Raw genomic sequence first — 13,585 nt, 5'->3', positions numbered from 1 at the left:
CCGGTTAAACCATTCATTGTTTAACGATGATATTTTCCTGCGATGGATCAACGTGTTGCATCTGCAGTTTTTCTGTCGCGATACGTTCAACCCGGCTGTGATCGCCGAGGGCGTTCTCTTCTAAAATCAGGTTGCGCCACTCAATATCCAGCGCATCGCGCTCCAGAACCAGCTGCTCGCGTTCGGCGGTCAGCAGACGGGTGCGGTGTGCGGTGGTCACCACGAAAATCGCGGAGACCAGTGACGCAATCAGTAAAATCATGGGGATCTTGGCGTTGCGCAGCAGATCGCCGCCAATTACCCCGACCAGGCCGTGACGTTCGTTGCCAATCACGCGGGCATCCTCTCAGCAATGCGCAGCACCGAGCTGCGCGCACGCGGGTTGTCCGCCACTTCCGCTTCCGACGGCATCATTTTGCCCAGCGCTTTCAGCGTCCGGCCGCCCATGCCGCGTAGCTGTTCTTCGGTCAACGGAATGCCCGCCGGCACCTGGGCGCCGCGGCTGTGGTGTCGCATAAAGCGTTTGACGATGCGGTCTTCCAGCGAGTGGAAGCTGATGATCGACAAACGGCCCTGCGGGGCCAGCACTTCCAGCGCGCCGTCGAGCGCACGCTCGATCTCTTCCAGCTCGCTGTTGATATAAATGCGGATCGCCTGGAAGCTGCGCGTCGCCGGATGCTTGTGCTTTTCACGGAACGGGCTGGCATCGGCGATCAGATCCGCCAGCTCTTTGGTGCGCGTCATCGGCTCCACGCGGTTTCTTTCGACGATGGCGCGCGCGATGCGCTTGGCGAAACGCTCTTCGCCGAAGGTTTTCAGCACCCAGGCGATGTCGTCCGCTTCGGCCTTCATCAGCCATTCCGCGGCGGACAGGCCGGTGGACGGATCCATGCGCATGTCCAGCGGACCGTCGCGCATAAAGGAGAACCCGCGCTCCGCGTCGTCAAGCTGCGGCGAGGAAACGCCCAGATCGAGCAGAACGCCGTCGATCTTGCCCACCAGCTCGCGCTCCCGCACATAGTGCGACAACTCGGAAAATGGGCCGTGTACGATGGTAAAACGAGGATCTTCAATAGATTTGGCGGCTGCAATCGCCTGAGGGTCACGGTCAATTGCCAGCAAGCGCCCTTCCGGCCCCAGCTGGGACAGAATCAGACGAGAATGGCCACCGCGACCAAAAGTACCGTCGATATATATGCCGTTGCTGCGGATATTGAGGCCGTTGACGGCTTCGTCCAGCAGGACGGTGGTGTGTTTATAGTTTTCCAACATGCTTATAGCGACAAGTCCTGTAGCCGCTCAGACAACGGTTCCTGAGTCGACTGTTCAGCGTCAATATCATCCTTGACTTGTTGATACCAGGTCTGTTCATCCCACAGTTCAAACTTGTTGAACTGACCGACCAGCATCACTTCTTTCGTGAGCCCGGCGTGTTGCCGCAGCGTACTGGCTAACAGCAAACGACCGGCACTATCCATCTGACACTCACTGGCATGTCCCAACAGCAGGCGCTGAACGCGGCGCTCGGCGGGATTCATGCTCGACAGACGTGATAATTTTTGTTCAATAATTTCCCATTCGGGCAAAGGATAAAGCAGCAGACAGGGCTGATGGAGGTCAATGGTACAGACCATTTGGCCTTGCGATTCCTCGTTGAGCAATTCCCGATATCGGGTAGGTACGGCGAGCCGCCCTTTGCTGTCGAGGTTGACCATCGTCGCTCCACGGAACATTCCTGAGCTACCCCTTAGTGACCGTTTTCACCACTTTACCCCACAAATTCCCACACAATGGAGTTTACGGAGGGTATGAAAACCTTGTCAAGCCAGAGCGCCAGCGCTTTGGCAATATTTCTCTGGTCATTTTGGGAGCTGACTCGCGAAAGAAACTCTGATTATTCGACGATTAAAAATTAACACCATGATAAACGGAGAGAATTTTCTAAGCGGAAAGAATCTGATTAAAAACCTGACGAACTGGCGATTAATTAACTCATTACTTCCTTCTGCAAGCCATGTCTCATTTTTCAGCTCGGCAATCTCAGGGCTGTAACCGCTGCCGCCCCGCGCGCGCCAAGGCTCGGCGCCTGACGAGTCGACCGCAGAATAAGGCCATAACTCCTTGAGTTAATAACGCTCAATCGTTATTCACCGTGAAACTGCGCGCTATTTTACTTCAATTTGCTCCGCCGTGATGAGAGCACGGCGAAAATAAATGGCTCGGATATTACGAGCAGAAGTAATTTCGATTTAAATCAATTTGGTAAGATTATTCCCAAAACACCTGTTTACAATTATGGTTTCATTTTCTTACACCTTTATTTCCACAATTTTTGCCGGAAAAATCCCCCTGCGAACACAAAAAATCGCAACAGCATGTTTTTAATAGGTTTATTTAAAAACACCGATTTTAATCTCTCCATCCCTTCCTGCGCCCCGGCCCTGCGGGACAAAAACCGAACAAATGTTAAAAATAAAAATATAAACCTAGTTAAAAAACACAAACCAGAGAAGTAAACTATATAAAAAGCAAAAACCATAACTAACAACTACAACTTATAAAATTAACAGCACATTAACACAAAAGGAGAGGTACATGCTTTCGCCCGCCGCACACTGGCGCAGCGCCGCTGCCGATACGTTTGCACTGGTGGTGTACTGCTTTATCGCCGGTATGGCGATTGAAGTGTTGATCTCCGGCATGAGCTTCCAGCAATCCCTCTCTTCACGCCTGTTGTCGATCCCGGTCAACATTCTGATCGCCTGGCCTTATGGCCGCTATCGCGATCTGTTTATCCGCACAGCGCGCCGTTGCCCGCACGGCCAGTTCCTGCTGCGCAATCTCGCCGATCTGCTGGCCTATGTCAGCTTCCAGTCGCCGGTTTATGCTGCAATTTTATGGAGCGTGGGCGCCGACGGCCAACAAATGCTGGCGGCGGTAACCAGCAATGCGCTGGTCTCCATGGCGATGGGCGTGGTGTATGGTTACTTCCTGGAATACTGCCGGCGGCTGTTTCGGGTGGCGGGTTACGTCTAAAGGGGCCCGCCAACGCGGGCCCCTGTCAGGCAAACTACTTGCGGCTCAGACTGCCACGGCGGAACAGATTGCGGCGAATGCGCGTCAGCCCCGGTTTGGGTTTACGCGGTTCGTCCAGGCTGGCCAGCACCAGTTCCAGCACGCGCTCGGCCACGTCGCGGTGGCGCTGCGCTACCGCCAATACCGGGCACTCAAGGAAATCCAACAGTTCATGATCGCCGAAGGTGGCGATCGCCAGATCGGTCGGCAAGCGGCCGCGTTGCTTCAGCGTCACGTCCATCACGCCCTGCAATAAAGAGAACGACGTGGTAAACAGCGCCTGCGGCATCGGGTGCGTTTTCAGCCATTCGGCAAACAGCGCGCCGGCGGCTTCGCGTTCGTAGCTGTTGGCGTACAGGTAATCGACGTGGCGGGGATCCTCTTGCCAGGCCTGGCGGAAGCCCTGCTCACGCAGGAAGCTGACCGAAAGCTCCGGCAAGGCGCCCAGGTACAGCACCGACTCCGCCGGGAAGGTGCGCAGCTCCTGCGCCAATGCAAAAGCGTCTTCCTGATCGGCGCCCACAACGCTGATGAAATGCTCGCGATCCAGCGCGCGGTCCAGCGCGATGATCGGCAGCGGATCGTTGGCCCAGCGTTGATAGAAAGGATGCTCCGGCGGCAAGGCGGTGGATACGATGATGGCGTCCACCTGACGCTGCAGCAGGTGCTCAATGCAGCGCATTTCGTTGTCCGGCTGATCTTCGGAACAGGCGATCAGCAATTGGTAACCCCGCTGGCGCGCCTGGCGCTCCAGGTAGTTGGCGATGCGGGTATAGCTGGTATTTTCCAGATCCGGGATCACCAGGCCGATAGAACGGGTGCGCCCGGCGCGCAGCCCCGCCGCGACGGCATTCGGGTGATAGTTATGCTCCCTGACCACGGCCATCACTTTCTCGACGGTTTTATCGCTGACACGATACTGCTTCGCCTTGCCGTTGATGACATAACTGGCCGTCGTGCGCGAAACGCCCGCGAGACGCGCGATTTCATCCAGTTTCACATTAACCCCTTAATGACGCTGAAAATAGAAGTGAAGGCTGTGCTCGGATTAACCATGGCATCCCGTGCGGTTATTCAATCCAGCCTCTGCGATCTAACAGCAGAAAACACTGCCTAGCAACCGCTTTTGCCGAAAGGTGCCGGCAATCGGGCAAAAAAGGCCGAAAAACAAAGGGCGCAGCCACGCCGCGCCCCCGATTATTCGCCGCCAGACCGCGCTCAGCGCATGATTTTATCGCCGCGCGACACGCCGACCACGCCAGAACGCGCCACTTCCACAATCTCCGCCACTTCACGCACCGCGCTCAGGAAGGCGTCCAGCTTGTCGCTGGTGCCGGCCAACTGCACCGTATACAGCGTCGCCGTCACATCAACGATCTGGCCACGGAAAATGTCGGCGCAGCGCTTCACCTCTTCACGGCCGTAGCCGCTGGCCTGCAGCTTCACCAGCATGATCTCGCGTTCAACGTGAGCGCCCTGCACCAGCTCGCTGACGCGCAACACGTCCACCAGCTTGTGCAACTGCTTCTCAATCTGCTCCAGCACTTTCTCGTCGCCGACGGTCTGGATAGTCATGCGCGACAGCGTCGGATCGTCGGTCGGCGCCACCGTCAGGCTCTCGATGTTGTAACCGCGCTGGGAGAACAACCCCACCACGCGTGACAGGGCGCCGGATTCGTTTTCCAGCAAGACAGATAAAATACGGCGCATGATCAGGTCCTCTCCGTTTTGCTAAGCCACATTTCGTCCATGCTTCCGCCGCGGATCTGCATCGGGTAGACATGTTCGGTTTCATCGACGGTCACGTCGACAAACACCAGCCGCTCTTTTTCCGCCAGCGCCTGCGCCAGCTTGCTTTCCAGCTCATCCGGCGTACGGATGGCGATGCCGACATGGCCGTAAGCCTCGGCCAGCTTGACGAAGTCCGGCAGCGAATCCATGTAAGACTGCGAATGACGGCCGGAATAAATCATGTCCTGCCACTGCTTGACCATGCCCAGATAGCGGTTGTTGAGGTTCACCACCACCACCGGCAGGTTATATTGCAGCGCGGTGGACAGCTCCTGAATATTCATCTGAATGCTGCCGTCGCCGGTCACGCACACCACGGTTTCCTCCGGCAGCGCCAGCTTGACGCCCAATGCCGCCGGCAGGCCGAAGCCCATGGTGCCGAGGCCGCCGGAGTTGATCCAACGGCGCGGTTTGTCGAACGGATAATAGAGCGCGGCGAACATCTGGTGTTGGCCGACGTCCGAGGTCACATAGGCATCGCCTTTGGTCAGGCGATGCAGGGTTTCAATCACCGCCTGCGGCTTGATGGTGCCGCTGTTTTTGTCGTAGCCCAGGCAGTCGCGGGCGCGCCACTGCTCGATAGACTGCCACCAATCGCGCAGCGCATCGTGATCCTGCGCTTTCTCGTCCTGCGCCAGCAGTTCCAGCATCTGCACCAGCACCTGCCTGGCATCGCCGACGATCGGGATATCGGCGTCCACCGTTTTGGAGATCGAGGTCGGATCGATATCGATGTGCAGCACGGTGGCGTCCGGACAGTATTTGGCCAAGTTGTTGGTCGTACGATCGTCGAAACGCACGCCGACGGCGAAGATCACGTCGGCATGATGCATGGTTTTATTGGCTTCATAGGTGCCGTGCATGCCGAGCATGCCGACGCTCTGGCGATGGGTGCCGGGGAAGGCCCCCAACCCCATCAGGCTGCTGGTCACCGGCAGGTTCAGCTGCTCCGCCAACGCCAACAGTTCGGCTTCGCAGCCGGCGTTGATCGCGCCGCCGCCGACGTACATCACCGGCTTTTTGGCCGCCAGAATGGTTTGCAGCGCGCGTTTAATTTGCCCGCGGTGGCCCTGCACCGTCGGGTTATAAGAACGCATGCTCACGTCCTGCGGATAGGCATAAGGCATCCGCACCGCCGGGCCGACGATGTCTTTCGGCAGGTCGATCACCACCGGGCCGGGGCGGCCGCTGGAGGCCAGGTAAAAGGCCTTTTTCAACACCGCCGGAATGTCTTCGGTACGTTTCACCAGGAAGCTGTGTTTCACCACCGGCCGAGAAATTCCCACCATATCGCACTCCTGGAAGGCGTCGTAGCCGATCAGCGAGCTGGGCACCTGCCCCGACAGGACGACCATCGGGATCGAGTCCATATAAGCGGTAGCGATACCGGTAATGGCATTGGTGGCGCCGGGGCCGGACGTCACCAGCACCACGCCCACTTCGCCGGTGGCGCGCGCGTAACCGTCGGCCATGTGCACCGCCCCTTGCTCGTGGCGCACCAGAATATGATCGATCCCTCCGACCGTATGCAGGGCGTCGTAGATATCGAGCACCGCCCCGCCGGGGTAGCCGAATACATGTTTAACGCCCTGATCGATCAACGATCGGACGACCATCTCGGCTCCTGACAACATCTCCATGGGTTTGCCTCCAGGCTTGCTTATTCTTCTCTGGCGCCGGAACGTAGCGCCTGCTGCGGGGCAATGCCCCTAAATTTTTATGGGTTGTCGCTATCGAATTAACATAACGTCAGAATATGGGGCAGGCAAACGGCAAAATGGCTTAACGGCGGCGGGGTTATTGCCAAGCGGCTGGATATCGCGACTTTATAAAAACAATGCGCTAGCCCCAGGGGGGTCAGGCTAGGCATTGTTTCGAACAGAGGGGAAATTACAGAACTAAATCAGGCGAAGAATATGCCGTTTTTTTCGCCGAACGCGCGGTCCGGCGGCGGCCTCAGGGCTGTTCCTGGTACATGGAGTCGATTTCACGCTGATAGCGCTGCAGGATCACTTTGCGGCGCAGTTTCAGCGTTGGCGTCAGCTCCCCCAACTCCATGGAAAAGGCCGCCGGCAGCAGCGTGAACTTCTTCACCTGTTCGAAGCGCGCCAGCTCCTTTTGCATCTCGCGCAGACGCTTTTCGAACATCTCGAGGATTTCACCGTTGCGCAGCAGCTCCAGGCGATCCTGATACTTCAGGTTGACTGACTTCGCGTACTCTTCCAGCGACTCAAAGCACGGCACGATCAGCGCGGAAACGAACTTGCGCGCATCGGCGATGATCGCCACCTGCTCGATAAAGCGGTCCTGCGCCAGCGTGCCTTCCAGCATCTGCGGCGCGATGTATTTGCCGCCGGAGGTTTTCATCAAATCCTTAAGGCGCTCGGTGATGAACAGATTGCCCTCTTCATCGATCGCCCCGGCGTCGCCGGTTTTCAGCCAGCCGTCTGCGGTAAAGGTCGCGGCAGTTTCCAACGGTTTGTTGAAATAGCCGCGCATCACGATCGGCCCGCGCACCTGGATTTCATTTTCTTCACCGATGCGCACCTCGACCTCCGGCAGCGGTTTGCCGATAGAGCCGAAGCGGAAATGCCCTTCTTCCCAGCAGGACACGGTCGCACAGGTTTCGGTCATGCCATAGCCGTACTTGATGTTGACGCCCATCGCCTGGAAAAACAGGATCACATTGTCATCCAGCTTGGCGCCCGCCGCCGGCAGGAAGCGCACCCGCCCGCCGAGGATGCCGCGCAGCTTGCTCAATACCAGCTTGTCGGCCCAGCGATGAGAGAGTTCGAACAGTTTGCCCAACGGTTTGCCGGCCCGCTCCTGAAGGAACTTGCGCTCCCCGCAGACGATCGCCCAGTGGAACAGCGCGCGGCGCAGCCAAGGGGCGCGCGCCACTTTTTCATGCACCGCGCTGAAAATCTTCTCGTAGAAACGCGGTACCGCGCACATCAGCGTCGGGCGAACCTGCCCCATCGCTTCCCGCACCCAGTCGGTGTTCGGCAGGAAGACGTTCTGCGCGCCGGAATGCATGACAAAGAAGCTCCAGGCACGCTCGAACACATGCGACAGCGGCAGGAAACTTAGCGACACATCCTCTTCGCCGACCGTCAGTCTCTCATCATGCAGGTAGAGCTGCGCCGCCAGGTTGCGGTAATCCAGCATCACCCCTTTCGGCTCGCCGGTGGTGCCCGAGGTATAGATCAGGGTGAAGAGGTCCTGCAGGTCGCACTCTTCAATGCGCTGCCGACGTTGAGCGATAAACGCCGCCGGATCGGCGGCATGCTCGAAGGCGCTCAGGTGTCGCGCTATCTCGCAGCCGCGCAGGTCGGCATCTTGGTCAAACACGATAATATGGCGCAGCTGTGGGCAAACGCCGCGCAGCGCGATGGCCGCATCCAACTGCGCCTGTTCGCCGACGAACAGTATGCGAATGTCAGCGTCGTTGATGACGAAGGCCGCCTGCGCCGGCGTATTGGTGGAATAGAGCGGCACGCTGACGCCGCGCAGGTGGAGAATCGCGAGATCGGCCAGCGACCAGGCCATGCCGTTATTGGCGAAAATGCCGATGCGCTCTTGCACTTCGGCCCCCAGGGCCAACAGCCCGGCGGCAATGCGATCGATGCGAACGGCGGCCTCTTCCCAGGTCAGTTGAAACTCGCCGTTGGGCGACCATTGGCGAAAAGCTGTGCGATCGGCTCGGTGGGTGATTTGATGCTGTATACGATGGATCAAATGGTATTGCAGCAGATTAGTGATCATAGTGCTCTAAGCCTGAAATGAATCATACAGTTAAGCCTGAACGACGCCTTACGGCCCTCATCTCAGCTTACACGTGTTTACTTTTTTCCGCGCAGTCTACCTACTCTCAGGCAGGGGGAAAAGCGATTTCAGCGTAGAAGTGTGAGCCAAAACTCAGGCCGGCTTTCGCGCTTTCATAGGTTGGACAGAACGGGAAGGAAAAGGTTTGCTGGCGGCAATAAAACGCGGCCCATCCGGGCCGCCGCATCGAGTTAGTTTAAAATACCAGTCTTAAAGTAAAAATCAGAATATTAATTCATATTAATTATTTTTGGTAAACGAACCAACTCACCCTGAAAATAAGTTATTTAATCGCCGCAAAACCAAGAAACATCTTAATAAAAACCCAGATAGTTCTTAGTTTTTATCATGAGAAAAAAACGCTCAGTTGAATATTATCTTTATATATCCCCATTTTTTATCGCTTTACTTTGGGTTACCCGCCTCAATCAGGACGGACTTCATCCACTGGTGCCCTTTATCCCGTTCGGAAGATTCATGCCAGGAAAGATAGCAGGTCGCTTTATTGTGATTGGCGCACAAAGGAACCGCCTTTATTTTCAACGCCTCCGTCTGTTGCCGCACCAACCAGGCGGGCGCAATCGCCACCATTTCCGTTTGCGACACCATATTCAACACGCTGTAGAGATCCGTGCACTGTTGTGTCACGGCGCGCAACATCGGTTCTTCTAAATAGAAAGGTTTACTGAACGATCCAAAACTTTCCAGGGAAACCGCCGCGTGCTGTTCGGCCAACATGTGTTCCGGCGTCACCTCCTCCTCTATTCGCGGGTGCGCCTGCGCAACCGCCAGCACTAATTCGTCGTCGAACATCGCCAGGCTGCGAAACTCCGCCGACTCGAAACGGCTGTAGCCGATGACAAATTCAACATCCTGATATCGCAATTGATGTTCAATATTATTGTTAATGTATGACTTTATTTGCAGGTTAAGCTGCGGCGCTATCTGTTTGACGTGATTGATTATCCCGGCGCCCAGACGCAAATCGAGCGGACTGCACAGGGACAGGGAGAACGCTCGCGTGCTGGTCAGCGGCTCAAACTCAGATCCCGGCAACTCATTTTGCACCAGCTGCAGCGCTTGCCGCACCGGCCCGAACAGCTGCCTGGCACGCATAGTGGGCTGGATCCCGCGCCCGCAGCGCACGAACAGCTCGTCGTTGAACATCACCTTCAGACGTGCTACCGCGTTGCTCACCGCCGGCTGCGACATCCCTAACGAATTAGCGGCTCGCGTAATATTTTGCATTTGCATCACGGCGTCAAACACCGTCAGCAAATTAAGATCGACGCTGCGCAAATGGATGTCCGCCGGCTCTTTGACCATGGCGATTTCTGAATCATATTCAGCCATATTTCACTCCACTAAATCCTGTGTAGATAATCTAATCCTTATGCTCGACAAACAATGAAACGCCGCATTGTCTTATCTTTGCACGACAAATCCTGCCATTACCGTCATCAGCCGATAAAAAACCTCGTGTTATCGACACGATTTAAGTCATATATGGAATGCATATCAGTCACTTCTACCGTCAGCAGGAAGAATGCCACCTGAGTGGTACTAATAATTAGGTATTCACAATGATTAATACAATTAAACAACGTAACCGCACTGTATGAGACAAACTATAAAAACACATCATAAGCAATCAAACCATCTAAAAACATCAATCACTTTGTGTAAAACCGCATTATTTTGTTATATTATGACTAAAACAATCAATTAATCATATGAATTCAATTTAAATCATTCGCATTAAAAATGTTATTTTGTTTCCTCCCGTGATTAATCCTCCTTATTTTTTCATCACAAATCTTAACCCAACAAAATCCAGAAGCAATTAGCGCAGTATATATTCGATTCGTTTATGCTAAGCAGCGCGCAAACTGCTCCCATTTTTTCTCTATGGCGCCACATTTTTACCGAATGATCCTCTGTTTGGATGCGTAGCCGGTGCATTGTCCCCGCATTCAATCAGGTGTTGACATCGCCTGGCCAATCACGTATCAAATTAGGCAGACACCCAATTTAAGAGAAGCTGAACCCTTATGATCCGTACTCACCGTCTACTAGGCCTACTACTCAACGCATCTTGTTTGCGCGGTATGCCTGTGGACGAAGTTCGGAGCTGACTCAGCCGATCACCCATAAGAAACCCGCGCTACTGCGCGGGTTTTTTTTTGCCCGCTTAGCGTGAAATCAACACGATAAGGAATGCACCTATGAGCCAACAAGTCATTATTTTCGATACCACGCTGCGTGATGGCGAACAGGCATTGCAGGCCAGTCTGAGCGTAAAAGAGAAGATTCAGATTGCGCTGGCGCTGGAAAGAATGGGCGTTGACGTGATGGAAGTCGGCTTCCCGGTCTCTTCGCCGGGCGATTTCGAATCGGTGCAAACCATCGCTCGCCAGATCAAGAACAGTCGCGTCTGCGGCCTGGCCCGCTGCGTGGACAAAGACATTGACGTGGCCGCCGAAGCGTTGCGCGTCGCTGAAGCGTTCCGTATCCACGTGTTCCTGGCCACCTCCACCCTGCACATCGAATCGAAGCTGAAGCGCTCGTTCGACGAAGTATTGGAGATGGCGGTGCGCTCGGTCAAACGCGCCCGCAACTATACCGACGACGTGGAGTTCTCGTGCGAAGACGCCGGCCGCACGCCGATCGACAATCTGTGCCGCGTGGTCGAAGCCGCCATCAACGCCGGCGCCACCACCATCAATATCCCGGACACCGTCGGCTACACCACGCCGAACCAGTTCGGCGGCATCATCACCACCTTGTATGACCGCGTGCCGAACATCGACAAAGCCATCATCTCCGTACACTGCCACGACGATTTGGGCATGGCGGTCGGCAACTCCATTGCCGCGGTCCAGGCCGGCGCCCGTCAGGTGGAAGGCACCCTGAACGGCATCGGTGAGCGCGCCGGCAACTGTTCGCTGGAAGAGGTGATCATGGCGATTAAGGTGCGCCAGGACATCATGAACGTGCACACCAACATCAATCATCAGGAAATCTTCCGCACCAGCCAGATCGTCAGCCAGCTGTGCAACATGCCGATCCCGGCCAACAAGGCGATCGTCGGCTCCAACGCCTTCGCTCATTCCTCCGGCATTCACCAGGACGGCGTGCTGAAGAACCGCGAAAACTACGAAATCATGACCCCGCAGTCGATCGGCCTGAAAGACGTGCAGTTGAACCTGACTTCCCGCTCCGGCCGCGCGGCGGTGAAACACCGCATGGAAGAGATGGGCTACCAGGAACAGGACTACAACCTGGATACCCTGTACGCCGCCTTCCTGAAACTGGCCGACAAAAAAGGCCAGGTGTTCGACTATGACCTGGAGGCGCTGGCCTTCATCAACAAACAACAGGAAGAGCCGGAGCACTTCAGCCTGGGTTACTTCAGCGTGCAGTCCGGCAGCAGCATCATGGCCACCGCCTCGGTGAAACTGATCTGCGGCGGCGAAGAGAAAGCCGAAGCCGCCACCGGCAACGGCCCGGTCGATGCGGTCTATCAGGCGATCAATCGCATCACCGATTACCCGATCGAACTGGTGAAGTACCAGTTGACCGCCAAAGGCCATGGGCGCGATGCGCTGGGTCAGGTGGATATCGTCGTCTCTTATAACGGCCGCCGTTTCCATGGCGTGGGTCTGGCGACCGACATCGTCGAATCCTCCGCCAAGGCGATGGTGCACGTGTTGAACAATATTTGGCGCTCACAGCAGGTAGAAAAAGAAAAACAGCGTCTGCAGCAAAACAAACATCAAAATAATCAGGAAACGGTGTGAACATGACGAAGACTTATCACATTGCCGTCTTGCCCGGAGACGGCATCGGCCCGGAAGTAATGGCTCAGGCGCGCAAAGTGTTGGACGCGGTGCGTCAACGCTTTGACATTCGCATCACCACCGCCGAGTACGACGTCGGCGGCATCGCCATCGATCGCCACGGCAGCCCGTTGCCGGCGGCGACCGTCGCCGGCTGCGAGCAGGCCGACGCCATCCTGTTCGGCTCGGTGGGCGGCCCGAAATGGGAACACCTGCCGCCGGCCGAGCAGCCGGAACGCGGCGCGCTGTTGCCGCTGCGCAAGCACTTCAAACTGTTCAGCAACCTGCGCCCGGCCCGCCTGTATCAAGGGTTGGAGGCGTTCTGCCCGCTGCGCGCCGATATCGCCGCCCGCGGCTTCGATATTCTGTGCGTGCGCGAACTGACCGGCGGCATCTATTTCGGCCAGCCGAAGGGCCGCGAAGGCCAGGGCATGCAGGAGCGCGCCTTCGACACCGAGGTGTATCACCGTTTCGAGATTGAACGCATCGCGCGCATCGCCTTCGAATCCGCCCGCAAGCGCCGCCACAAGGTGACGTCGATCGACAAGGCCAACGTGCTGCAAAGCTCCATCTTGTGGCGTGAAGTGGTCAATCAGGTCGCCAAGGATTACCCGGACGTGTCGCTGTCGCACATGTATATCGACAACGCCACCATGCAGCTGATCAAGGATCCGTCCCAGTTCGACGTGCTGCTGTGTTCCAACCTGTTCGGCGACATCCTGTCCGACGAGTGCGCGATGATCACCGGCTCGATGGGCATGCTGCCGTCCGCCAGCCTGAACGAGCAAGGCTTCGGCCTGTACGAACCGGCGGGCGGATCCGCGCCGGATATCGCCGGCAAAGGCATCGCCAACCCGATTGCGCAGATCCTGTCCGCTACCCTGCTGCTGCGTTACAGCCTGGGCGCCGATGAAGCGGCCGACGCCGTGGAGCGCGCCATCAACCAGGCGTTGGAACAGGGCTACCGCACCGCCGATCTGGCCGGTGACGGCAAAGCCGTCAGCACCGATGAAATGGGCGACATCATCGCTCGCTTTGTAGCTCAGGGGGCATAA

11 protein-coding genes are annotated in these 13,585 nt (G+C 56.5%); 3 read left to right on the top strand and 8 right to left on the bottom strand.

What is annotated here, in order from left to right; genetic code table 11:
* Positions 1–13: 13 nt before the first annotated feature.
* The 3 genes from ftsL to mraZ are packed head-to-tail and all read right to left on the bottom strand — an operon-like array spanning position 14 to position 1,733.
* Positions 14–334: a cell division protein FtsL gene (gene ftsL, locus IMX17_RS16320; RefSeq protein ID WP_033651674.1), complete on the bottom strand. Its 321-nt coding sequence runs from the start codon at positions 332–334 to the stop codon at positions 14–16.
* Positions 331–1,272 (bottom strand): 16S rRNA (cytosine(1402)-N(4))-methyltransferase RsmH, encoded by a 942-nt coding sequence (gene rsmH, locus IMX17_RS16315; protein ID WP_004932794.1) that lies wholly within the window; start codon positions 1,270–1,272, stop codon positions 331–333. The genes ftsL and rsmH overlap by 4 nt, the downstream gene beginning before the upstream one ends.
* A 2-nt stretch (positions 1,273–1,274) precedes the next feature.
* Positions 1,275–1,733: a division/cell wall cluster transcriptional repressor MraZ gene (gene mraZ / locus IMX17_RS16310; RefSeq protein WP_004932796.1), complete on the bottom strand. Its 459-nt coding sequence runs from the start codon at positions 1,731–1,733 to the stop codon at positions 1,275–1,277.
* 862 nt (positions 1,734–2,595) lie between these two features.
* Here mraZ and IMX17_RS16305 point away from each other — a divergent pair.
* Positions 2,596–3,036, top strand: a complete 441-nt coding sequence (locus tag IMX17_RS16305; protein ID WP_033651675.1) for an L-alanine exporter AlaE — start codon at positions 2,596–2,598, stop codon at positions 3,034–3,036.
* Positions 3,037–3,070: 34 nt separating this feature from the next.
* Here the strand turns inward: IMX17_RS16305 and cra are convergent, their stop codons facing one another.
* The 5 genes from cra to leuO all read right to left on the bottom strand — a co-directional run bounded on the left by cra (position 3,071) and on the right by leuO (position 10,044).
* A complete protein-coding gene (cra, locus tag IMX17_RS16300; protein ID WP_004932801.1) occupies positions 3,071–4,075 on the bottom strand; it encodes a catabolite repressor/activator in 1,005 nt (334 codons plus the stop codon).
* A gap of 218 nt (positions 4,076–4,293) precedes the next feature.
* Positions 4,294–4,785 (bottom strand): acetolactate synthase small subunit, encoded by a 492-nt coding sequence (gene ilvN, locus IMX17_RS16295; protein WP_004932806.1) that lies wholly within the window; start codon positions 4,783–4,785, stop codon positions 4,294–4,296.
* A 2-nt stretch (positions 4,786–4,787) separates the two neighbouring features.
* Positions 4,788–6,506, bottom strand: coding sequence for an acetolactate synthase 3 large subunit (gene ilvI, locus IMX17_RS16290; protein ID WP_046898121.1), 1,719 nt, complete (start codon positions 6,504–6,506; stop codon positions 4,788–4,790).
* Between the two features lie 316 nt (positions 6,507–6,822).
* Positions 6,823–8,631 (bottom strand): long-chain fatty acid--CoA ligase, encoded by a 1,809-nt coding sequence (locus IMX17_RS16285; protein WP_046898120.1) that lies wholly within the window; start codon positions 8,629–8,631, stop codon positions 6,823–6,825.
* A 465-nt stretch (positions 8,632–9,096) separates the two neighbouring features.
* Complete coding sequence (leuO, locus tag IMX17_RS16280) at positions 9,097–10,044, bottom strand: transcriptional regulator LeuO (protein ID WP_046898119.1); 948 nt, start codon at positions 10,042–10,044, stop codon at positions 9,097–9,099.
* A gap of 872 nt (positions 10,045–10,916) precedes the next feature.
* On the opposite strand from leuO, the gene leuA reads away from it, so the two are divergent.
* Together leuA and leuB are read left to right on the top strand one after the other, a co-directional pair.
* The gene (leuA, locus tag IMX17_RS16270) at positions 10,917–12,491 is read left to right on the top strand and encodes a 2-isopropylmalate synthase (protein WP_004932820.1); all 1,575 of its coding nucleotides are present in this window, start codon (positions 10,917–10,919) and stop codon (positions 12,489–12,491) included.
* A gap of 2 nt (positions 12,492–12,493) precedes the next feature.
* On the top strand, positions 12,494–13,585 hold the full coding sequence (gene leuB / locus IMX17_RS16265) for a 3-isopropylmalate dehydrogenase (protein ID WP_025159635.1): 1,092 nt from the start codon (positions 12,494–12,496) through the stop codon (positions 13,583–13,585).

It is taken from the genome of Serratia sp. X3 (assembly GCF_014982455.1).
Classification (GTDB): Bacteria; Pseudomonadota; Gammaproteobacteria; order Enterobacterales; family Enterobacteriaceae; genus Serratia; species Serratia ureilytica.
The sequence above is the reverse complement of the archived record's forward strand: the minus strand, read 5'-3'. Positions and strand labels throughout refer to the sequence as shown.

Coding starts and splice junctions, on each gene's coding strand:
- leuA (WP_004932820.1), top strand. CDS start 10,917: ATGAGCCAACAAGTCATTATTTTCGATACCACGCTGCGTGATGGCGAA.
- IMX17_RS16305 (WP_033651675.1), top strand. CDS start 2,596: ATGCTTTCGCCCGCCGCACACTGGCGCAGCGCCGCTGCCGATACGTTT.
- ilvI (WP_046898121.1), bottom strand. CDS start 6,506: ATGGAGATGTTGTCAGGAGCCGAGATGGTCGTCCGATCGTTGATCGAT.
- ilvN (WP_004932806.1), bottom strand. CDS start 4,785: ATGCGCCGTATTTTATCTGTCTTGCTGGAAAACGAATCCGGCGCCCTG.
- IMX17_RS16285 (WP_046898120.1), bottom strand. CDS start 8,631: ATGATCACTAATCTGCTGCAATACCATTTGATCCATCGTATACAGCAT.
- leuO (WP_046898119.1), bottom strand. CDS start 10,044: ATGGCTGAATATGATTCAGAAATCGCCATGGTCAAAGAGCCGGCGGAC.
- leuB (WP_025159635.1), top strand. CDS start 12,494: ATGACGAAGACTTATCACATTGCCGTCTTGCCCGGAGACGGCATCGGC.
- mraZ (WP_004932796.1), bottom strand. CDS start 1,733: ATGTTCCGTGGAGCGACGATGGTCAACCTCGACAGCAAAGGGCGGCTC.
- rsmH (WP_004932794.1), bottom strand. CDS start 1,272: ATGTTGGAAAACTATAAACACACCACCGTCCTGCTGGACGAAGCCGTC.